The organism is Flavobacterium salilacus subsp. salilacus (assembly GCF_004634195.1).
In the GTDB taxonomy this organism is placed as follows: Bacteria; Bacteroidota; Bacteroidia; order Flavobacteriales; family Flavobacteriaceae; genus Flavobacterium; species Flavobacterium salilacus.
In genome coordinates, this window is record NZ_SKBP01000009.1 from 28,891 (window position 1) to 50,370 (window position 21,480).

General features: G+C 38.8%; 19 protein-coding genes. 10 read left to right on the forward strand and 9 right to left on the reverse strand.

Going from position 1 to position 21,480, the window contains the following annotated elements; all coding sequences use genetic code 11:
* The first annotated feature begins 36 nt into the window (after positions 1-36).
* Genes E0W68_RS10920 through E0W68_RS10935 form a run of 4 tightly spaced genes read left to right on the forward strand, consistent with a single transcriptional unit; the run spans position 37 to position 4,624 of the window.
* Positions 37-954: a hypothetical protein gene (locus E0W68_RS10920; RefSeq protein ID WP_135219469.1), complete on the forward strand. Its 918-nt coding sequence runs from the start codon at positions 37-39 to the stop codon at positions 952-954.
* The gene (locus E0W68_RS10925; RefSeq protein ID WP_135219470.1) at positions 947-2,311 is read left to right on the forward strand and encodes an ATP-binding protein; all 1,365 of its coding nucleotides are present in this window, start codon (positions 947-949) and stop codon (positions 2,309-2,311) included. Before E0W68_RS10920 ends, E0W68_RS10925 begins: the two co-directional genes overlap by 8 nt.
* A gap of 12 nt (positions 2,312-2,323) precedes the next feature.
* Positions 2,324-2,926, forward strand: a complete 603-nt coding sequence (locus E0W68_RS10930) for a hypothetical protein (RefSeq protein WP_135219471.1) — start codon at positions 2,324-2,326, stop codon at positions 2,924-2,926.
* Positions 2,927-2,953: 27 nt separating this feature from the next.
* Positions 2,954-4,624, forward strand: a complete 1,671-nt coding sequence (locus E0W68_RS10935) for an eCIS core domain-containing protein (RefSeq protein ID WP_135219472.1) — start codon at positions 2,954-2,956, stop codon at positions 4,622-4,624.
* Positions 4,625-4,644: 20 nt separating this feature from the next.
* Here E0W68_RS10935 and E0W68_RS10940 read toward each other — a convergent pair whose 3' ends face one another.
* The 5 genes from E0W68_RS10940 to glyA form a co-directional block, all read right to left on the reverse strand.
* Entirely contained in the window at positions 4,645-6,075 is a 1,431-nt protein-coding gene (locus tag E0W68_RS10940) for a sodium:solute symporter family protein (protein ID WP_235831832.1), read from the reverse strand.
* 336 nt (positions 6,076-6,411) lie between these two features.
* The gene (locus E0W68_RS10945; RefSeq protein ID WP_135219473.1) at positions 6,412-6,852 is read right to left on the reverse strand and encodes a hypothetical protein; all 441 of its coding nucleotides are present in this window, start codon (positions 6,850-6,852) and stop codon (positions 6,412-6,414) included.
* A 246-nt stretch (positions 6,853-7,098) separates the two neighbouring features.
* A complete protein-coding gene (locus E0W68_RS10950) occupies positions 7,099-8,565 on the reverse strand; it encodes a magnesium chelatase (protein WP_135219474.1) in 1,467 nt (488 codons plus the stop codon).
* Between the two features lie 78 nt (positions 8,566-8,643).
* Positions 8,644-9,762 carry a vWA domain-containing protein gene (locus E0W68_RS10955; RefSeq protein ID WP_135219475.1) on the reverse strand — a complete coding sequence of 373 codons (1,119 nt, stop codon included), beginning with the start codon at positions 9,760-9,762 and terminating at the stop codon, positions 8,644-8,646.
* Between the two features lie 139 nt (positions 9,763-9,901).
* A complete protein-coding gene (glyA, locus tag E0W68_RS10960; protein ID WP_135219476.1) occupies positions 9,902-11,176 on the reverse strand; it encodes a serine hydroxymethyltransferase in 1,275 nt (424 codons plus the stop codon).
* A 110-nt stretch (positions 11,177-11,286) separates the two neighbouring features.
* Between glyA and fahA the strand changes: the two genes are divergently transcribed.
* On the forward strand, positions 11,287-12,570 hold the full coding sequence (gene fahA, locus E0W68_RS10965; RefSeq protein WP_135219477.1) for a fumarylacetoacetase: 1,284 nt from the start codon (positions 11,287-11,289) through the stop codon (positions 12,568-12,570).
* A gap of 52 nt (positions 12,571-12,622) precedes the next feature.
* Here fahA and smpB read toward each other — a convergent pair whose 3' ends face one another.
* A complete protein-coding gene (gene smpB / locus E0W68_RS10970) occupies positions 12,623-13,075 on the reverse strand; it encodes an SsrA-binding protein SmpB (RefSeq protein WP_135219478.1) in 453 nt (150 codons plus the stop codon).
* Between the two features lie 99 nt (positions 13,076-13,174).
* Between smpB and E0W68_RS10975 the strand changes: the two genes are divergently transcribed.
* On the forward strand, positions 13,175-13,399 hold the full coding sequence (locus tag E0W68_RS10975) for a VF530 family protein (protein ID WP_135219479.1): 225 nt from the start codon (positions 13,175-13,177) through the stop codon (positions 13,397-13,399).
* Positions 13,400-13,417: 18 nt separating this feature from the next.
* Here E0W68_RS10975 and E0W68_RS10980 read toward each other — a convergent pair whose 3' ends face one another.
* Together E0W68_RS10980 and clpB are read right to left on the reverse strand one after the other, a co-directional pair.
* Entirely contained in the window at positions 13,418-14,266 is an 849-nt protein-coding gene (locus E0W68_RS10980) for an aldose 1-epimerase family protein (protein WP_225990372.1), read from the reverse strand.
* Positions 14,267-14,394: 128 nt separating this feature from the next.
* Positions 14,395-17,004 carry an ATP-dependent chaperone ClpB gene (clpB, locus tag E0W68_RS10985; RefSeq protein ID WP_135219481.1) on the reverse strand — a complete coding sequence of 870 codons (2,610 nt, stop codon included), beginning with the start codon at positions 17,002-17,004 and terminating at the stop codon, positions 14,395-14,397.
* Between the two features lie 130 nt (positions 17,005-17,134).
* Here clpB and ytxJ point away from each other — a divergent pair, with 130 nt between their 5' ends.
* Positions 17,135-17,527, forward strand: a complete 393-nt coding sequence (gene ytxJ / locus E0W68_RS10990; RefSeq protein WP_135219482.1) for a bacillithiol system redox-active protein YtxJ — start codon at positions 17,135-17,137, stop codon at positions 17,525-17,527.
* Positions 17,528-17,531: 4 nt separating this feature from the next.
* Here ytxJ and E0W68_RS10995 read toward each other — a convergent pair whose 3' ends face one another.
* The gene (locus tag E0W68_RS10995; protein WP_135219483.1) at positions 17,532-18,173 is read right to left on the reverse strand and encodes a protein-L-isoaspartate(D-aspartate) O-methyltransferase; all 642 of its coding nucleotides are present in this window, start codon (positions 18,171-18,173) and stop codon (positions 17,532-17,534) included.
* A gap of 166 nt (positions 18,174-18,339) precedes the next feature.
* Here E0W68_RS10995 and E0W68_RS11000 point away from each other — a divergent pair, with 166 nt between their 5' ends.
* Genes E0W68_RS11000 through E0W68_RS11010 form a run of 3 tightly spaced genes read left to right on the forward strand, consistent with a single transcriptional unit; the run spans position 18,340 to position 21,386 of the window.
* Positions 18,340-19,305: a Gfo/Idh/MocA family protein gene (locus tag E0W68_RS11000; RefSeq protein ID WP_135219484.1), complete on the forward strand. Its 966-nt coding sequence runs from the start codon at positions 18,340-18,342 to the stop codon at positions 19,303-19,305.
* Positions 19,306-19,311: 6 nt separating this feature from the next.
* Positions 19,312-20,496 (forward strand): carboxypeptidase-like regulatory domain-containing protein, encoded by a 1,185-nt coding sequence (locus E0W68_RS11005; protein WP_135219485.1) that lies wholly within the window; start codon positions 19,312-19,314, stop codon positions 20,494-20,496.
* Between the two features lie 5 nt (positions 20,497-20,501).
* Positions 20,502-21,386 (forward strand): 3-hydroxyacyl-CoA dehydrogenase family protein, encoded by an 885-nt coding sequence (locus tag E0W68_RS11010; protein ID WP_135219486.1) that lies wholly within the window; start codon positions 20,502-20,504, stop codon positions 21,384-21,386.
* The last annotated feature ends 94 nt before the right edge of the window (positions 21,387-21,480 follow it).

Here is a 21,480-nt window from a genome sequence, read left to right on the forward strand (position 1 = left end):
CGGGAAGAAGGAATTTTTACAATAAAAAAGATACCTATGGAAAATGCGTACAAGAATTTTTACAGAAACTTTTACATGCGTACCGGTGGTTATATACCTGCCAAACCTTTGAACAGTGTTATATATCCGGGCGATTTTTTCCAGATAAAAAACGGAGAAATTATAATACTCGGTAATCTTTTTCGGGACGCTGTAATAGATCCTGCCGAAGCAGCAATAAACTACCGCAATAAACTTAATGCTAACAGTTGGAACTTTAACGACGGTTTAAGCAAACCCTACTCCGGGCGCACTAACGGTCATGACATTACCGACGGAAATTTTGAGTACAGTAAACAAGTACTGGCATTTGCAAAACGAGGCAGTTTTATATTTCACAGTACAGACCCGGAAACGACCAAAATAGCTAACTGGATGGAAATACAGCAGCAACTGATAATAAAACTCACACAAACCTATTATTCTTTCAGAGAAGTATATGTAGTTACAGAAATTGCCGATACATCTGCATGGAGCCTTGCCATTGCTGCCGAACAAAATGCCGAACTGGAAATAGCCAGTGAAGATGAAAACTTTGGTTTGACTGATATTTTCGGGCATCAATCTACCAAAACCATCCAATCACGTGATATCGAATTCTATCATAAAGAATCGAGCAGAAAGCCTTGCTTTTTTAAAGCCAAAAAGCTGGTAGTTAATGATGAAAAAATGGACTATTTTATGAGCGAACTCATAAACCGAAGAGCTGAACAACAGGAATGGGCAAAATCTTTTTATGATATTGATATTAATAATGATGCCTATAACCATTATTACATCCCTGCCAAATCAGAAATAAACCCGTTGGATATGCTTAGCGGTAATGAGCTAAACCCTAACACAGCCCTACTCTATTTCAGATGGGCAGATGCCAGTCTGGATGATGTAGAGCGATTATTTTCCAACTATGCATAACGAGTTATATATACAAGTTTTAGAACAGGAAATTTACTGGTTGCAAAGTGTGATAGACCAGACTATAAAGCAGTACCTGATGCACGAAGGACACGAGGACATGCAAGAACCAATTGCTCCTCCTGAACTTTCAGCTACAGTGTGCCCCTATGCCAAAACAGTAGTACAAATGAAACTTGGCTATGTGGAGAGGCTGGCACTTGCGCTTACACTCGCACCGCACTTATATCCTGAAGCTTTAGATATATTTTTTGGTAAAAACCAAATATACGACAGAGGCTTTACCGAATTTGGCGGAGTGACGGACAAAGCCCACAGTGGCTTTATTCCTACCGGACAAACACTATACTTTATAGCAGCAAGCACAAACCCTGAACTGAAAACAACTGTATTACAACTATTAGGAAATAATAGCCCGTTATTAAAAGAACAAATACTGCATATTGAAGATACTGATAATTACCTACCGAAACTAAACGGCATACTATACCTGAGTAAAGGCTGGCTACACTATTTTATGACAGGCAGTAAACCGCAACGGGAACATAGTGCCGATTTTCCTGCGCAGCGAATAAATACGGAAATGGAATGGGATGATGTAGTTTTAGATGCTCCCGTTATGCAACAGGTAACCGAAATAATAAGCTGGCTGGAATATGGCAATACCCTGATGTATGACTGGAACTTGAAACGAAAAATAAAACCCGGTTACAGAGCTTTATTTTATGGTACGCCCGGTACAGGAAAAACACTTACTGCCACAATGATAGGTAAAGTAACCGAAAGAGAAGTATATCGGGTAGATTTATCGATGATTGTATCAAAATATATCGGAGAAACAGAAAAAAATCTATCCAAACTTTTTGATGCGGCACAGCACAGCGATTGGATATTATTTTTTGATGAAGCCGATTCTTTATTTGGGAAGCGTACGGCTGCCAACTCGTCTAACGACAGGCATGCCAACCAACAAACTGCCTACCTGCTGCAACGCATAGAAGATTTTCCCGGTGTAGTCATACTGGCTTCTAACTTAAAGGCAAATATGGATGAAGCGTTTTTAAGACGCTTTCAGTCAATAATCCACTTCACAATGCCATCTCCCGAAGAAAGATTATTGTTATGGCAAAAAGCCTTTTCAGACACCTGTACATTGCATCCTGATATAGATATTGAACAAATTGCAGAACAGTATGAAATGGCAGGTGGAGCAATAATTAATGTACTCCGGTTTTGTGCGCTTACTGCCATAAGGCGAGGAGATACTGTAGTAACCCATCACGAATTGATTGAGGGAATACGCAGGGAGTTTAAAAAAGAGAATAAAACATTACACCTGCACCATCACGGCGTTTAATACCCTACGGTTATGGAGAAGAAAACCAACATAAAAAAAGAGGATATAATTGTAGTTGTTAAGGAAACTCCGCCAACATTATACAGTATATGGCTTGCTCCGGGCAGTTGGAAAAAACTTTTTACAAAAGAAGAATATCACATTTTAATTATCGAATGTTTAAACAGTACTGTATGTGACAATAAAATGAAAATAAACGGCTACCTGCTTACATACAATAGTTTATGCCTTATATTAGGTAATGAGGAAGAAAATTGTCGCAAAGTACTCTTATCTTTTTTTGAACGTATAAAAAAAGCTATACTGCAACATCGTAAAAAATCATTTCATAAAGAAGAAAGTATAAAACTATCGCCGTATCATCTTTTTAAAAAACATGATTTAAACAGTCCGACACTCATTAAATTACTTACAGGTAAAGCAATAAGGCTGCCTTATTATGATGCGCAACTGGCAAGACTGAAAAACAAATTAGAACACGAACCTTTTTGTTCAGTACTCGATTATTCAGGAGCAATAGGACCTGTACTTATTACAAAGCTGGAAAACGAAACAGCATTTACTATAGTAGATATAGCAATGATGGGTATTGAAACCGAATATTTAATAACGTAAAATAGCTCTATATAACACTAAATAGCTATGGAACACAAAGCGGAACATAAAAAAACTAATGGTTTGCACGCTGCCAATGCGCCTGCTCAAAGAAAATCGAAAGCTGTATCGTTAGAAGATAATCGTACAAAGGTGACAGCACAAAAAAAACCTAACAATACAGGATTGCCCGATAATCTGAAATCTGGGATAGAAAACCTATCAGGTCACTCGATGGATGATGTTAAAGTACATTACAATTCAGCCAAACCCGCCCAGCTAAATGCCCACGCCTATGCACAGGGTACAGATATACACATAGCATCAGGACAGGAAAAGCACCTGCCACACGAAGCATGGCACGTAGTACAACAAAAACAAGGACGTGTAAAGCCTACCATGCAAATGAAAGATAAAGTAACTATTAATGATGATAGGAGTTTGGAAAAAGAAGCCGATGTTATGGGCGGAAAAGCAGTCTCCTCTGACTTTTCCAGTCCATTAAATAATAACAATATCACAGGCAGTATTAAGTCAACATCTATCCAAAGATTAGTTATGGATGGTAAAGACAAAATAGGCAGATTACATTTATCTGCAAACTTGAACACGCGATTTGAAAAAATCAAACAAAGAGCACCAACTACTTTGGAGCTATCAGAATTAGAAAAATTAACTAAAGAAGCCATATCTTCTTATAGAACAATACAACTTACAGAAATTATTAATCAAGCCATAGCAAACGCCTCAACACAGCAACCTGATACTCAAATTCCTTTAGCTTCCGAGACTACAACAGAAGAGGCAACCATACCCGTACCAAAAGTACTGCCTCCTATAGCATCTGACATGCCAACTTCTATAGCTCCTCCAACAGCAAAGACAAAAGCTCCTCGTCTTGTTCCCAAAGGGACATTACCTCCTATAGCTGCAACAGTTCCGCAACAAAGATTAAGAGGAGGTCGTTCAGATTTGAAAGGATTAAAATCCGTTTCCTGGCCCGAAGGTGTAAAACCTGAACCGGGTGATTTTGTATATGGTGTGGATGCAGAACGAACAAACCTTATGCGTAGTGCGCAAAGCCAGCATAGGCAAGATTTTGGTACACATATGGAAATTGGTCCGAAAGGCAAAAGAGTCCCTTTTTACATCAATCCTTTAAATGATGCGCTACTAACTTCTATTTCGGGCTTTGATAAGGCTCTTGTACCCGGTAAAACCGGACAGGAAATGTTAGGAAGCTACAGGCAACATATTGAAAGTCATGAGGCAGCCGAAGACAAATCGAAAAACGTATTGGAGTATTGGAAAGGCAAAACAGACCGTAGTACCGAAACCAGAAGAGGGAAATTTGCTACATTAAGTAAACTGGGAGTAAATTATGCTCATAAACAAGACCATAAAATATATTTTGGGCTTACAACTTTTATAGTAAAATCAGCATTAGACCCAACAAACCCATATTACGGAGCTGTAACCTCTCAGGAGTTAAGACACTTTTATCATAACAAAGACGTGCTTTGCCCTCGTAATGCCACGGAGGAGCTACAAAGTAATACAGTAATATTTATCTCGGAAGGAAATATTGTACAACCTCCGTGGGTTAATCCTAAATATGTAAAATTATTTGACGATTATATTCAGTACATAGCACCTGGCAGGAAAAGAGCCAACTCACTAGCAACAGAATATCCTCCCGAAGATAAAAGTAGCATCTGAAAGTTAACAAATTGAAGCCTTTAGCTTTTAACTCCAAAAGTCTGAAAAACACTGAAAGCAGCAGCCGAAACAGCTATTCCAAAAAAGTTGGCATCAAGCTCATAGGGCAATGTAACCTGGGTTAGTATTAATACCAGTGTGGTAGTACCCCCGCCTATCATAGCTGCCATAGCCGCTATGGCTGATGGCTTTTTGAGTAACAATGTACCTAATACAGGCACTAAAAGCCCCGATACCATAAAGGCATAGGAATACAGCATCAACTCCAGTACATTTTGCATATGGGTAGCCAGTAATACTGCGACAACACCGATAACTAAGGTTATAAACTGGGAGTTTTTAATCGTGTCATATTTCTTTTTGCTTTTAAAAAAACCTAAAATATCAGTAGAAAAATTGCCCGATGCTGCCATAAGGCAACTATCGGCGGTGGACATTATTGCCGAAAAGTAAGCAGATAACATCAATCCCATTAAACCTATTGGAAGTATGCTTCGCAAGAATAAAGGTAATCCCAACTCGGAATCCATTGCCACCCCAGGTGCATAACCTATATCGGTAAACATGCCCTGCTCATACCCCACTCTGGCAAAAAGCCCTAAAGCAATACCCATAAAAGCCATTACGGGCCACTCGAATAACCCGGCTATGCGCCACGCTTTTTTGGCAGTAGCTTCGTCTTTACAGGCATATATTCTTTGGTATAATGTCATGCCTACAAACCAAATGGGTACTATAGTAATAAGCCAGTTAAAAAACTGTACAAACGTGAGGTTCGTCAAAGACATAAAACTATCAGGCAGCGTACTGCTGATAGCGTCCCAACCACCTATATGGATATATCCTAAAGGAATACCGATACCTATAAGCCCTGCCATGAGTATAATCCACTGGATGGTATCGGTATAAATAACGGCTTTAATACCACCAATAGCAGTATATATTATGGCAATAACGCCCATTATTAAAATAGCATCAATAATAGAGATAGAAGGGAATGTAGCCGAGGCAAGTTTTGCACCTGCTAATATTTGTGAACTGGTAAAACCTATATAACCCACTAAAGATATAATACCTGCCACCAGTGCCACTTTTGTATTGTAGTGAAATGCGAGCGACTGCGGAAACGTAAGGAATTTATGTTGTTTTGCAATAGGGTAAACCTTTGGTATTAAAAACACGGCACTTATCCACGCGCCTAATAACCCTGTAAAAAGCATCCAACTACCCGAAAGACCCATCATAAAACCAAGTCCGCCAAGCCCTATAGAGAATCCGCCACCTACATCAGTAGCTACTACTGATAGCCCGATATGACCTGCGGACATCCCCCTGCCCCCTACATAATAATCTTCTTTAGATTTATTTCGCTTCATGAAGTAGAACCCCACTCCGAGCATTATTACCAAATAGACAATAAATATTAAGAGATCGACAATGTGAATTTCCATATCAGGTATTTATGTTAGTATCAACGAGGCATACAGCAAAAATTAATGAGTAATAAAATCCGTACGGACTTATTACTTTGCTGTATCTCAAAATAAATGCATATTACTACTGAAGCGCAGTAAAAGAATCAGTCCAAAAAAAATCGTAAGATTAAAAAGATATGTCAATATCCGATTGGACTAAAAAGGGCTAATGCCTTAAAAAACATTTGTATTGAGGCAAATATATAAAAGTTATGCCTGTCCTGCTAAATTTTTACGGCTATTATAAAAAACACAAAACCCATTATGTAAGGTTACACAATGGGCTTTAATAAAAATAATAGCGTTATAATACTATAATTTATATGCTTTATATATGTTTATTTCATAACTGTATTGCCCTAAAAATAGATGTAATGTAGATCCGTCAGGAGAGTACCATGCCAAATTAATCTTAGCTTTTTGGTTTTGAATGGCAGTATGCAATTGTTGTGACGAATTATTTTTAAAATCCTCCACCTCAACATTGTTATACTCATCGGGTTTGTCTATAAAAAGCTCATTTTTTACTAACATTTGCTGCGCTATGTTCATTGCATCTTCAATTCCTTTTGGCGTTTGCGGAAACTTCATAGTAACATCGTTAGTGCCTTCATGTCGCAACCAGTCATAATATACTGCATTTTTAGGGTTAAAATTGCCCTCTACCTCCAGCCCTGCTGCTCCGAAAGACTGTGCCTGAAGACTTATGGCAGTAAGCAAAAAAAGCATTATGGAATACATCTTCATTTTCATACTATTCTGTTTTATATGTGTTTACAATTAGAATAGCACTAAGTTACTTTTTAAAAAAGCAAATTTTTATAAATAAATGCTAAAACATATCTAACATAATTATAACTATTTTTCACACAGTTATGATTTTTATGTCAAAACATCCAATTTAATATCCTATATTTGCACCCCGTTGTACGCCATGTTATGGGTATGCAACGTTAAAGACCAAGGGGCTCCACCTTTGGTCTTTTCTTTTTATATAATTTATAAATTTTTACTGATATAACTGCCATATATATCCTTAAATTCATAGCCTTGTGTATAACGGTCTTTACTCAGTTTTTTATACTCGGCAAGTCCCCATAATACAAATTCTTTAAAGAAGTTCTTATCCTCATCAGCAATATCCGGCTGATATTTCATAAGGAGCTGCTTTAAAGGTATTACAGCATCAAGCTGTTTTTGGTAGTCCGCATCGGTAGCATCATCGGGCAATTCAAAAGTACTTTCGTTAAAAAACCAGTCGTATATTTCCTGATAAGGGCTTTGTGCATCAGGGCGTTCCAGTTTTTCTATTTTCGGGAAATAATCAGCAAATACTGTTTTTACCGCATTACCTATCAGGTGTTCGGCAACAACGGCTGCTCCCTCCTGCTCTCCTTCATAAACCAATTCAACTTTACCTGTTATGGCTGGTATAACTCCCATAAAATCGGACAGTCGTACCGTAGTTTTCTCTGCTCCTGATTTTAGCGCACGTCTTTCGGCGGTACTCAGCAGGTTCTCAAATGCGGTAATGCTCATACGCGCACTTACACCGCTTTTATAGTCAATATATTCACTTTCGCGGGCTTCGAAGCCTATTTGCTCCAACAGGTCTTTTGCTAATGACGGTACATAAACACTCTCACTTTGACGACTGTCTAAATTTGCTTCCTGCTCGGTAATGGTACGGGCTATTTTAACCGTTTCAGGATAATGGGTTAGTATTTGCGAACCTATACGGTCTTTCAAAGGTGTTACTATGCTTCCTCTGTTGGTATAATCCTCAGGGTTGGCGGTAAATACAAACTGAAGGTCTAAGTTTAATCGTACCTTAAAACCACGAATTTGTATATCGCCTTCCTGTAATATATTGAATAATGCTACCTGTATGCGTGCCTGAAGGTCGGGTAGCTCATTAATGACAAAAATACATCGGTTGGCACGCGGTATCATCCCGAAGTGGATAACTCTGTCATCCGCATACGATAATTTTAAGTTAGCAGCCTTAATTGGGTCAATATCCCCTATCAGGTCGGCAACGGTAACATCGGGAGTGGCAAGTTTTTCATAAAAACGTTCATTCCTGTGCAACCAGTTAATGGGAGTATCATCGCCTTTATCGGCAATAAGCTCTTTCGCGTAGCGCGATATTGGGCGCAATGGGTCGTCATTAATTTCCGAACCTTCAACCACAGGTATATATTCGTCAAGCAAGTTTACCATAAGCCTTGCCAGCCTTGTTTTTGCCTGCCCCCTAAGTCCTAACAGGTTAATGTTGTGGCGTGATAATATAGCGCGTTCCAATTCGGGTATTACGGTATTCTCAAAACCCCATACGCCTTCAAAAACGGTTTCGCCTTTGCTTATTTTTTCCCGCAGGTTGTTGCGCAACTCATCTTTAATGGTTTTGCTTTGGTAACCTGATTTTTTTAATTCGCCTAATGTTTTTATATTCTGTATATCCATATGTTTAGTCATAAAGTTTTAAAAGCCGAAAGTCATAAAGTTCTTTCTGCCTATTATCTTTTATCTATTGTCTAAAATCTATTTAATTCTCTTTTTCCTATTCGTTTCGTAATCCTCAAAAATCATTTCGCCCAGTCCTTTTAGTCCGGTGTAAAATGCTTTCCCCTGATTGGCTTCGGTAAACTGGTTTACAAACCGTTGCAGGTACGGGTCGCTCGCAATCATAAAGGTGGTAATGGGTATGTGCAGTTTTCTTGCCTGTGCTGCCATAGTGTAGCATTTATCTACAATATACTCGTCCAGCCCGTTACTGTTCATGTAATACCTGCCGTCGCTTTCGCGCACGCAACTGGGCTTGCCATCGGTAATCATAAATATTTGCTTGTTGGTATTTCGCTTACGGCGCAGCATATCCATAGCCAGTTCCAGCCCTGCTACGGTATTGGTGTGATAAGGTCCCACTTGCAGGTAGGGCAAATCTTTAATAGCTATTTGCCATGCATCGTTACCAAAAACCAGTATATCAAGAGTATCTTTCGGGTAACGGGTAGTTATCAGTTCGGCAAGTGCCATAGCTACTTTTTTGGCAGGCGTTATGCGGTCTTCGCCATACAGTATCATACTGTGGCTGATGTCAATCATCAATACCGTACTCATCTGGGCTTTGTACTGAGCATCTTCTACCACAAGGTCGTTTTCGGTAAGTATAAAATCGCCTACCCCATTATTTATCTGGGCGTTTTTAAGACTTTCGGTTAGCGAAATCCTGTCCAGCCCATCGCCAAAGCGGTACTCGCGAAACTCGCCTGTATGCTCGTCGCCGCTACCGGAATATTTTGTTTTATGGCTACCGGAGCCACTTTTCTTTAAATTTCCGAATATTTGCTTTAATGCCTGTTGCCGTATCGATTGCTCTGTTTTTGCAGTAATTATAAGCCCTGCGCTACCATCTTCTTTGGTTTCATCTTTTATATACCCTTTCTTTTTCAGGTCTTCAATAAAATCGTCAATGGTATAATTCTCATCGGTCAGTTTATACTCTTTATCGAGCTGCCTTAACCAGTCTAACGCTTCGTCGAGGTCGCCCGAAGTATGTGTTATCAGTTCGGTAAAAATCTCAAATAGCTTATCAAACGGAGACACATCGGGAGCTTTATATTGCCTGAATACAAATCCTTTTTTTCTGTTTGTTTCCATGTGCATAAATTTACAATATAATAGAACGAACAGGTTTAAAACAAATCTTAAATTTTATCTTAAAATTCTGAGTCTTACGCGTCATAAAAAAATCCCTCTTCGGAGGGATTTTTTTATTTATTAAGTATGTAATTATTGCTTAAAAAACAAAAATAGGTCTTTCACTCATCATTCCGTTTACTGCATCAGCAACTTCTTCAATTACATTCTCATCAGTATGATTTGCAATCACTCTGTCAATTAATTCTACAATGGTATCCATATCTGCCTCTACAAGCCCGCGCGTGGTTATAGCTGCCGTACCCACACGAATACCTGATGTTACAAATGGTGATTTATCATCAAACGGAACCATATTTTTGTTTACGGTTATCTCGGCTTTTACCAATGCATTTTCTGCTTCTTTACCCGAAATGTTTTTGTTTCTCAGGTCTATCAGCATCATGTGGTTATCTGTACCGCCGGAGATAATATCGTAACCTCTTTTTACAAATGCTGCTGCCATAGCTTTAGCATTTTTTTGTACCTGCATAGCATAGCTGAAAAATTCATCTTGCAATGCTTCGCCAAAAGCTATTGCCTTCGCAGCAATAATATGCTCTAACGGCCCGCCCTGGTTACCGGGGAAAACAGCACCGTCCAGTAATGACGACATCATGCGTATTTCGCCTTTTGGTGTTTTTATCCCGAATGGGTTTTCAAAATCTTTACCCATAAGTATCAAACCTCCTCTGGGGCCTCTAAGGGTTTTGTGGGTAGTGGTAGTTATTATGTGGCAATGGGGTACAGGGTCGTTAAGCAATCCTTTGGCAATAAGCCCCGCAGGGTGCGATATATCGGCAAGGAGCAAAGCGCCAACACTGTCCGCTATTTCCCTGAAACGTTTAAAATCCATATCGCGCGAGTATGCCGATGCGCCCGCTATTATCATTTTTGGCTTTTCAGCCTCTGCAATTTCCTGTATTTTATCGTAGTTAAGCCTTCCTGTTTCTTTTTCTACCCCATAAAAGGAAGTAGTATATAACTTTCCTGAAAAATTAACCGGCGAACCATGTGTTAAATGCCCCCCGTGCGAAAGGTCGAAACCTAAAATTTTGTCACCGGGTTTTAAGCACGCTGCATATACTGCTGTATTTGCCTGCGAGCCGGAGTGTGGCTGTACATTGGCATATTCTGCACCAAAAAGTGCTTTTGCCCTGTCTATGGCTATCTGCTCTATAACATCAACTACTTCACAACCACCATAATATCGCTTTCCGGGATACCCCTCTGCATATTTATTGGTTAGTACAGAACCTGCAGCTTCCATGACCTGGTCGCTTACAAAATTTTCTGATGCAATTAGTTCCAATCCCTGTATTTGCCTGTCCTGTTCTTCCAGTATCAGGTCGAAAATTTGTTCGTCGCGTTGCATTTTATAATTTTTCGTTAATTTGCTGTCAAAAATACAAAAAAAGGTTTGGTAAAACCATCCTGACAAGTATATTTGATAATTCATAAATTCCTAAATTAAGACACAACAATATGCCACTAACAGCAAACGACCCTTCCAGAAAATCATGGCTGGAAGTACCTCAAAACAGCGACTTCCCAATACAGAATATTCCCTTTGGAGTATTTATTACTAAAGATGATGTAGTAACCATAGGTACACGCATAGGTAACTATGCTATAGACCTTGGTGCTTTACAACAGTTAAATTACTTTGAAGGTATTGAACTGACCGATGATATGTTTATGCAGGACACGCTTAACGACTTTATATCGGACGGTAAAAAAACATGGCGATTGGTACGTAACCGCATTGCTGATATTTTTGACAGCAACAACCCTACACTAAGAGATAATGCCAAACACAAAGAGGTAGTAATTTTTAACCTTGAAGATGTGGAAATGCAACTTCCTGTGCTTATAGGCGATTATACCGATTTTTATTCCAGTAAAGAACATGCTACTAACGTAGGTAAAATGTTCCGTGATCCTGAAAATGCATTATTACCCAACTGGCTGCATATTCCTGTGGGTTATCATGGCAGGTCATCTACTATAGTACCATCCGGTATTCCGGTACACCGCCCTAACGGGCAGACTTTACCTCCGGGTGAAACACAGCCTGTTTTCGGCCCGTCTAAAAGAGTAGATTTTGAACTGGAGATGGGTTTTATTACTACCGATGCCAATATTATGGGAGAGCCTATACCTGTAGGAGAAGCCGAAGAGCATATATTCGGGATGGTGTTATTTAACGACTGGAGTGCGCGCGATATCCAGAAATGGGAATATGTACCATTAGGTCCGTTCCTTGCCAAGAACTTCGCTTCGTCTATGTCGCCCTGGATAGTAACGCTTGATGCTTTGGAACCTTTCCGTACCGAAAGCCCTGAGCAAAATCCTGAACCATTGGATTACTTAAAGCAAGAAGGTAAACATGCTTTTGATATTAAACTACAAGTTGCCCTGCAACCTGAAGGCGGAGAAGAAAATGTAATATCAAACTCTAACTTTAAATATATGTATTGGAGTATGGCACAGCAACTGGCACACCATACCGTAAACGGGTGCCGTGTAAACAGTGGCGACCTTATGGGCAGTGGTACCATATCAGGCCCCACACCGGATAGCTTTGGCTCTATGCTGGAACTTACATGGGGAGGACAAAACCCTATAAAGCTAAGCGATGGTACAGAGCGTAAGTTTATAAATGACGGTGACACTGTTATTATGCGTGGCTATTGCCAAAATAACGAGGTACGTATAGGTTTTGGTGAAGTGAGCAGTAAATTACTTCCGCCTTTTACTAAGAAATAATTATTACATTATATAACAACAAAGCCTCTCAATATTGAGAGGCTTTGTTTATTTAAAACTCTTTCTTTATCCTGTCGAGGTCACGTTTTGTATCACGCTCTTTCATGGTTTCGCGCTTATCGTAATTTTTCTTACCACGACAAAGTCCTATTTCCAGTTTTGCCAAACCCTTTTCGTTGGTAAAAAGTCGTAAGGGTATAATGGTAAGCCCTTTATTTTGTACACTTTTATGAAGGCTTTTCAATTCTTTTTTATTCAGCAATAGCTTACGTTCGCTTTTTGGGGCATGACTAAAGTTTCTGCTATAGGCATATTCTTCAATATTGGTATTTATTGCAAATAATTCCATATCCTGAAATTCGCAAAAACTTTCGGCAATAGAAGCCCTGCCCAACCTGATAGATTTTATTTCAGATCCGGCGAGTACTATTCCTGCAGTATATTTATCCAGAATTTCATATTCAAACCTGGCTTTCCTGTTTAGTATGTTTACTGTTTTTTGCATAAGGAGTGCAAAGTTACGTAATTTGTTTACAATGCCAATGCCGCACAGCTTATATGTAGTTATAACGGATACTTACTGTAATTTATTTACTTTTGCGATATGGAAAAACCTATCTCTAACGACCCGCTACATGGCATTACCTTAAAAAAGATTCTTGAAGATCTTGTTGGCTATTATGGCTTTGATACGCTGGGCGAACTCATCAACATTAAATGTTTTAATGATAATCCGAGTATTAAATCGAGTCTTACTTTTTTAAGGAAAACCGACTGGGCACGCAAAAAAGTTGAGGAGCTTTACATTCGTACCCTGCCGAAATTGTAATAAGACAGTTGATTATCTTTATAATATCTCTATACTAAACCCTCGCTTTACCTCACCCCTTGCTTCCAAGACCAGAATACCTTCTTTATCAAAAAGATTTCCACTGCCGATTGTACTGTCGGCATAGCCCTGCCAAGGTTCTATACACAGAAAAGGAGCATTTGGTTTTGTCCATAATCCTAAGTGTGGAAAATCGGGAAACGACACCCTTAAAAAAGGAATATCATTTTTAGCAATATCAATGTACTGCGATGCTATTTTTTTAAATACTAATGCGTCATTTTCGAAAAGGTCGTAATTCAGTCCTAGTTTTCCATTTTGTAAAGTAACAGGAATCTCCACATCCGAAAGCAAATCGTTTTGAAGCTGTGTGCTTACAAGTTGCTCCTCTTTCTCAAATTGCAAACTATACGCTTCAAAATTACCCGGTAACGTAAAAGCCGGATGTGCCCCTATTGAAAACGGCATTGCTTCCTCACCGCTATTATTGATAATATAAACTATATGCAAACTATTGCCTGACAGCGTATATTTTATCTGTAATTCAAAATCGAATGGGTAATTTTCTTTAGTTAGCGCATTGGCAACCAATGAAAAAGTCACACTATCTTCTCGCTGTTCTTTTACAGTAAAAACATTATCTCTCGCAAAGCCATGACGGGGTAATGTATAGGTAGTGCCATTATAGGAATATTTATTATCCTTTAAAGTTCCTACAATGGGGAAAAGTACCGGAGAATGTTTACCCCAAAAATCAGGGTTACCTTCCCACATATATTCTGTCCCTTTATCATCTTTTAACGATATGAGTTCCGCGCCTTTCGGATTAATCGTTGCCGATAGCTTTGTGTTTGATAGTGTTATCAAGGTTATTGCTTTTTATTACTTAGGTTATAAAAGTACACGTTTTTCAATAACTAATCATGACTTACATATAGTATGAATAAAAAAATCCCCCGCAATGTGCGGGGGATTTTTACATATAATTAAGAGTATTACTCTTGTGTTTCCAAATCCCCTTGGTTTCTAAAAACCAATTGTCCGTCAAAACTATCCAGTAATATAATACTGTCGGTAGTTACTTTACCCGAAAGTATTTGTTTAGACAGCTCGTTCATAACCTCTTTTTGTATTACCCGTTTTACAGGGCGCGCACCATAATCGGGGTCATATCCTTTTTTAGAAAGGTACTCAATCGCTTCGGGCGTAGCATCAAGTGTAATATTTTGTTTTGCCAACAGCTTGGTAACACCTTTTAGTTGTAAACCTACAATTTCTTTAATGTTGTCGGCACTAAGCGGTGTAAACATTACAATGTCATCAATACGGTTAATGAACTCAGGGCGTACCGTTTGTTTCAGCAGTCCCAGTACTTCTGTTTTGGCAACTTCAATCGCACTTTCAATATCGCCTTTCAGGTTTTCAAATTTTTCCTGTATTATGGCACTTCCCATATTGGATGTCATAATAATAATGGTATTCTTAAAATCAGCAAGTCTGCCTTTATTATCTGTTAAACGACCTTCATCCAATACCTGTAATAGTATATTGAATGTATCAGGGTGCGCTTTCTCAATCTCATCCAGCAATACTACCGAGTAAGGTTTACGCCTTACGGCTTCCGTTAGCTGTCCGCCTTCATCATAGCCCACATATCCGGGAGGCGCGCCTACCAGTCGGCTCACACTGTGGCGTTCCTGATATTCGCTCATATCAATACGGGTCATGGCATTTTCATCATCAAACAGGTATGAGGCAAGTGCTTTGGCAAGCTCTGTTTTACCCACCCCCGTAGTACCCAGGAACAGGAATGAACCTATAGGTTTTTTCTGATCCTGCAATCCGGCGCGGCTTCGCCTTACGGCATCGCTTACAGCTTGTATGGCTTCCTCCTGCCCTACTACCCGCCTGTGCAGTTCATCTTCCAGGTTAAGTAGTTTTTCACGCTCGCTTTGCAACATTTTAGTTACCGGAATACCTGTCCATTTAGCAACTACTTCGGCAATATCCTCCGCAGTTACTTCTTCTTTTATAAGGCTTTGCCCTGTTTGGTTTTCCTGTAGCTGCTGTTGCATGGCATCCAGCTTTTCCTGTGCTTCTTTTATTTTACCGTAACGCAATTCGGCTACTTTACCATAATCGCCTTCACGTTCGGCTTTTTCGGCTTCCGTTTTATAATTTTCAATTTCGCTTTTCGCAGCCTGTATGTTATCTACAATGTCTTTTTCGCTTTTCCAACGTGCATATACTTCATTACGCTCTTCTTTAAGATTGGCAAGTTCCAATCCTAATGATTTTAATTTTATCTCATCATTTTCACGTTTAATCGCCTCAATCTCAATTTCAAGCTGCATTATTTTTCTGTCCAACACATCCAGTTCTTCGGGTTTGGAGTTTATTTCCATACGAATTTTAGAAGCTGCTTCATCCATTAAGTCAATGGCTTTATCGGGTAAAAAACGATTGGTAATGTATCGTTGGGAAAGTTCTACTGCTGCTATAATAGCGTCATCTTTAATACGTACTTGGTGGTGGGTTTCATATTTTTCCTTAATACCGCGCAGTATGGATATGGCACTTTCGGTATCGGGTTCATCTACCATTACTTTTTGGAAACGTCTTTCGAGTGCTTTGTCTTTCTCAAAGTATTTTTGGTACTCGTCCAGTGTAGTGGCTCCTATAGCACGAAGCTCGCCGCGCGCCAATGCGGGTTTTAATATATTGGCGGCATCCATTGCTCCTTCGCCCCCCCCTGCTCCTACAAGCGTGTGTATCTCATCAATAAAGAGTACAATATCGCCTTCGGCAGAGGTTACTTCTTTCACTACCGATTTTAATCGTTCTTCAAATTCTCCTTTATATTTTGCACCTGCTATAAGTGCCCCCATATCCAGCGAATAGACTACTTTGTTTTTTAGGTTTTCGGGTACATCTCCCTGAATGATGCGGTGTGCCAAGCCTTCGGCAATGGCGGTTTTACCTACACCGGGCTCCCCTACAAGCATAGGGTTATTTTTGGTTCTTCGGGAAAGGATTTGCAACACACGACGAATTTCTTCATCGCGCCCAATTACCGGATCAAGTTTACCGTCATTGGCAAGTTGGTTTAAATTCTTGGCATATTTATTCAATGCGTTATAGGTTTCCTCTGCACTTGCCGATGTTACCCGCTCTCCTTTACGCAATTCGTCAATAGCTGCCCTGAGTCCTTTATCGGTAACGCCCTGGTCTTTTAATATTTGTGCTACTTTGCTTTTGCTGTTAAAAATTGCCAGCAATAAGTGCTCGGTAGAAACAAACTCGTCGTTCATTTTTCGGGCAATGTTCGATGCCTCGTTCAATGCATTACCGGCATCGCGCGAAAGCGACATCTCCCCACCCTGTACTTTAGGGAAACTTTGCAGTGTACTATCCAGCACCTGCTGAAAAAGGTTTATGTTTACATTGAGTTTTTTCAGTAAAAACGGAGTCACATTTTCATCTACTTCCAATAGTGCTTTTACAATGTGTTCGTTTTCTATTTGCTGATGTCCATAGCTTTGCGCAATTTGTTGCGCCCGTTGTATGGCTTCTTGTGATTTTATAGTAAAATTGTTAAAGTTCATATCTAATTTTGATTTAAATTTGATAGCTATAGTTCAATTTATATTCCAATAAGTAAAATCTGACAATTTGACCTGTAATTCTTTCAAAAAGAGAATTTTAGCAGTCAAAATGTCTTAATCCATAATGATAATGAGTTTTTTCGATAAAATGTTCGGTAATAATGACAGTAAAGTTACTTCTTCTTCGCGAGTAAAGTGGAATGATTTAACAGAATTACAACAGCTTGATGGTATTGTTAAGGAGTCGGCAACTATGCCCGTGTTGATATTTAAGCACAGTACCCGATGCAGTATAAGCCGTATGGCGTTGAAGAGTTTTGAACGGGAATATTCTATTGAAGAAAATGATGTAAAAGCTTATTTTTTGGACTTATTAGCACATAGAGATATTAGTAATGAAATTGCAGTCCGATTTGGTGTAATACATCAATCGCCACAAATTTTACTTATAAAAAATGGTGAAGTTGTATTCCACGCTTCACATAATGATATTGATGCTGCATTGGTAAAAGAAAAAGTATAGTTATTTAATTCTTATTTTCCAATAACGGTACAAAACGAAACTCCCCGAACTCATGTTTTTCAAACTGGGTTTCGCTCTTACGTACCAGCATGGTCATAATCTGCAATTCGCTTCCTACAGGTATTACCAGCCTGCCGCCTATTTTTAACTGAGCCATTAATGGCTTTGGTATAATCGGTGCTCCTGCGGTAACAATAATACTGTCAAAAGGAGCATAATTGGGCAAGCCTTTATAACCATCGCCAAACGAAAGATGTTTGGGGCGTATGCCCAGCTTTGGCAGTAGTAATGAGGTAGTTTTAAAAAGCTCATTCTGGCGTTCTATACTGTACACCTTAGCACCCATTGTGTACAATACCGCTGTTTGGTAGCCCGACCCTGTACCTATTTCCAGTACCTTATGATCACGTTCTACCTGTAACAACTGCGATTGGAATGCTACCGTATAGGGTTGCGATATGGTTTGCCCGGCACCAATGGGGAATGCTTTGTCCTGGTAGGCATAGTCTTCAAAACTCGAATCGAGAAACAAGTGTCTTGGTATTTTGCGTATAGCCTCCAGTACATTTTTATCCGTAATGCCTTTCTGTTCCAAAACGTTAACAAGCTGATTGCGGAGTCCCTGATGTTTTGATGTATCTTTCAACGTGCAGAATTATTTTTTTCGTAAAAATAGCAAACTAAATCAAATAGTAAAGGTTAAAAACAATATTCGAGAGGTTTTATAAACCGTGTAATATAACGGCATTTTTAAAACTGTTTTTTGCTTTTTCAAGCTAAATAATCTTATTTTTGTTTAAAATATATTTCTTATGCTTAAAATCGGAGTATTGGGTGCAGGACATCTGGGAAAGATACACCTGCGTTTGCTCAATCAGTCGGAAAAATATGAATTGGTTGGTTTTTATGACCCGAATGACCAAAATGCCGACAAAGTATCCCGTGAATTTGGTTACCGTAAATTTAATTCCATTAGCGAACTTATAGCTGCTGTAGATGTTGTGGATATTGTAACCCCTACCCTGTCGCACCATGACTGTGCCAAAGAGGCTATACAGGCAGGCAAACACGTTTTTATTGAAAAACCCATATCGAATACCGTTGAAGAAGCTGAGGAAATAATAGCTTTGGCTAAAAAATATAATGTAAAAGGACAGATTGGGCATGTAGAGCGTTTTAACCCCGCATTTATTGCTACTAAAAATGCCATACACAACCCTATGTTTATAGAAACGCACCGCCTTGCCGAGTTTAACCCTCGCGGGACGGATGTACCTGTAGTATTGGACTTAATGATACACGACATTGATGTAATACTCAGCGTAGTGAAAAGCAAAGTTAAAAACATCAATGCCAGCGGAGTATCAGTAATTAGCGATACGCCAGATATTGCAAATGCCCGTATTGAGTTTGAAAACGGCTGTGTGGCAAACCTTACCTCCAGTCGCATATCGTTAAAAAATATGCGAAAATCACGTTTCTTTCAAAAAGATGCCTACATATCAGTAGATTTTCTTGATAAAGGATGTGAAGTAGTAAAAATGAAGGATGCTCCTGAAAATCCGGGTGATTTTGATATGATTTTACAAAATGCGGAAGGGCTTAGAAAACAAATTTATTTTGAAAACCCCGAAGTTCTGGCTAACAATGCCATACTGGACGAACTGGAAACTTTTGCCGATGCTATTAATAACGATACTACGCCTGTTGTTACCCTTGAAGACGGAACGGAAGCACTGCGCATTGCCTATAGGATAATTAACCTTTTTGATAAATAACACTGTATGAAAAACTGGCTTACAGCATTAGTTCTATTGGTTACAGGTATTTGTATATCTCAAAACGTGGTAAAAGGAATTGTAAAAGATATTACGACCAACAAAAATATTGAACTAGTTACTGTGAGCACCTCCGATTTACAGTATAATACTATTTCGAATAGTGAAGGGGCTTTTCAGCTTACATATCCCGAAGGAACAGAAAAAATAGTTTTGAATTATTTAGGCTATGCATCTTATGAAATAGCTATAAACAGCCTGCCCACTGATAATATTTTTTACCTTGAGCCAAAAAATATTGATCTCGACGAGATTATTATACTCAGCACCCCTATTCATGAATTTGTAGATGGGCTTGTAAAAAATTCATACAATACATTAAACGCTCCTTTTTTGCTAAGTACTTATTACAGGGAGTTTGTAAAAATTAATGACCGATATACTAAATTCTCTGACGCACTTATTGATTATAATGTAGAAAAGAAAAGAAAGAAGGTAGAAAGCGAAGTTGTTGTTAAGCAAAGCCGGGCTGTAAAACTTGATATGGAGAATGAGGAAGAAATTGACATGACATCTCCGCTCGACCTTCGCAATGCAGTAGCTAAGGACTGTAATTTTACGCCTGTTTTCTCTATTTTCGAAAAGAAAAAATGTAAAGATTATAAATTCATTATAAAATCTCAGCAGGGTACAGATGGAAAAAGGATTGAAACAATTTACTTTTCGCCATTAGAAGATGTGGAAGAACCGCTTTTTGAAGGAAGCCTTGCCTATGATCCTGAAAAAAAACTCATACTGAGTATAGATGTACACATGGCACCATCGCACAAAAAATATTCTAAGCTGCGCAACTTCTTAATTGTAAAAGCCAGGCTGGACGATATTGCGTATAAAAGCTTTTTTAAAATTACAGATAGCGGTAATTATATGCTCTCTTACTCCTGCCGCAGCGGAAATGTATATTTAAAAAATAAAAAAAGGTTTGATGATAATATCATTTTTAAGAGCGACCTGATAGTAACTAACTTCAGCAGTGATCTTTCATCCTTTAACAGCAAAGAAAAATATAACGAAAAAGGGCTGTACCAAAGAGGTAATAATTATAGTGAAGATTTCTGGCTCAGCAATAACTCTATATTATTAACGGATGAGGAGGAACAAATAATAAAAAACATACAAAACAAACAATAAACAAAATGAAAAACATAGCAGTAATAGGTGCAGGCACTATGGGTAATGGTATAGCCCACACGTTTGCACAAAGTGGCTTTAATGTAAAACTTATCGATATTTCCGAAAAATCACTTGATAGAGGGATGGCTACTATAGCAGCAAACCTTGACAGAATGGTGACAAAAGGCACTATTACCGAAGAAGACAAACACAAAACTATTGGCAACATTATTACTTATACCGATATGAAAGACGGCGTGGTAAATGTTGACTTAGTCGTTGAAGCTGCTACTGAAAATGTAAATTTAAAACTGAAAATATTTAAAGACCTGAATGATTTTTGCGACGAAAAAACCATTTTGGCAACCAATACCTCATCCATATCCATTACACAAATAGCTGCTGTTACTACAAGACAGGACAAAGTAATAGGTATGCACTTTATGAACCCTGTGCCTATCATGAAGCTGGTAGAAATCATCAGAGGGTATAATACATCTGACGAGGTTACTAAAACCATCATGGAGCTGTCGGAAAAATTAGGTAAAGTACCTGTAGAAGTAAACGACTACCCGGGATTTGTAGCTAACCGTATCCTGATGCCAATGATAAACGAGGCTATAGAAACACTATACAACGGCGTAGCAGGCGTATATGAAATTGATACTGTAATGAAGCTGGGTATGGCACACCCTATGGGACCGCTACAACTTGCCGATTTCATTGGGCTGGATGTATGCCTTTCTATACTCAATGTAATGTACGACGGATTTAAAAACCCAAAATATGCACCATGTCCGCTATTAGTAAATATGGTAATGGCAGGTAAACTGGGTGTAAAATCAGGCGAAGGTTTCTACGATTACTCCGAAAGCAAAAAAGCAGAGAAAGTAGCTTATAAAAAGTAATCGGTATTCAGTTACAGTTTTCGGTCGCAGTAAACTATTGGTTATAATATGTACCACAATTAAAGCGTCTAAGATAAACTGATTTAAATTTTAA

Coding starts and splice junctions, on each gene's coding strand:
- E0W68_RS10920 (WP_135219469.1), top strand. CDS start 37: ATGGAAAATGCGTACAAGAATTTTTACAGAAACTTTTACATGCGTACC.
- E0W68_RS10925 (WP_135219470.1), top strand. CDS start 947: ATGCATAACGAGTTATATATACAAGTTTTAGAACAGGAAATTTACTGG.
- E0W68_RS10930 (WP_135219471.1), top strand. CDS start 2,324: ATGGAGAAGAAAACCAACATAAAAAAAGAGGATATAATTGTAGTTGTT.
- E0W68_RS10935 (WP_135219472.1), top strand. CDS start 2,954: ATGGAACACAAAGCGGAACATAAAAAAACTAATGGTTTGCACGCTGCC.
- E0W68_RS10940 (WP_235831832.1), bottom strand. CDS start 6,075: ATGGAAATTCACATTGTCGATCTCTTAATATTTATTGTCTATTTGGTA.
- E0W68_RS10945 (WP_135219473.1), bottom strand. CDS start 6,852: ATGAAAATGAAGATGTATTCCATAATGCTTTTTTTGCTTACTGCCATA.
- E0W68_RS10950 (WP_135219474.1), bottom strand. CDS start 8,565: ATGGATATACAGAATATAAAAACATTAGGCGAATTAAAAAAATCAGGT.
- E0W68_RS10955 (WP_135219475.1), bottom strand. CDS start 9,762: ATGGAAACAAACAGAAAAAAAGGATTTGTATTCAGGCAATATAAAGCT.
- glyA (WP_135219476.1), bottom strand. CDS start 11,176: ATGCAACGCGACGAACAAATTTTCGACCTGATACTGGAAGAACAGGAC.
- fahA (WP_135219477.1), top strand. CDS start 11,287: ATGCCACTAACAGCAAACGACCCTTCCAGAAAATCATGGCTGGAAGTA.
- smpB (WP_135219478.1), bottom strand. CDS start 13,075: ATGCAAAAAACAGTAAACATACTAAACAGGAAAGCCAGGTTTGAATAT.
- E0W68_RS10975 (WP_135219479.1), top strand. CDS start 13,175: ATGGAAAAACCTATCTCTAACGACCCGCTACATGGCATTACCTTAAAA.
- clpB (WP_135219481.1), bottom strand. CDS start 17,004: ATGAACTTTAACAATTTTACTATAAAATCACAAGAAGCCATACAACGG.
- ytxJ (WP_135219482.1), top strand. CDS start 17,135: ATGAGTTTTTTCGATAAAATGTTCGGTAATAATGACAGTAAAGTTACT.
- E0W68_RS11000 (WP_135219484.1), top strand. CDS start 18,340: ATGCTTAAAATCGGAGTATTGGGTGCAGGACATCTGGGAAAGATACAC.
- E0W68_RS11005 (WP_135219485.1), top strand. CDS start 19,312: ATGAAAAACTGGCTTACAGCATTAGTTCTATTGGTTACAGGTATTTGT.
- E0W68_RS11010 (WP_135219486.1), top strand. CDS start 20,502: ATGAAAAACATAGCAGTAATAGGTGCAGGCACTATGGGTAATGGTATA.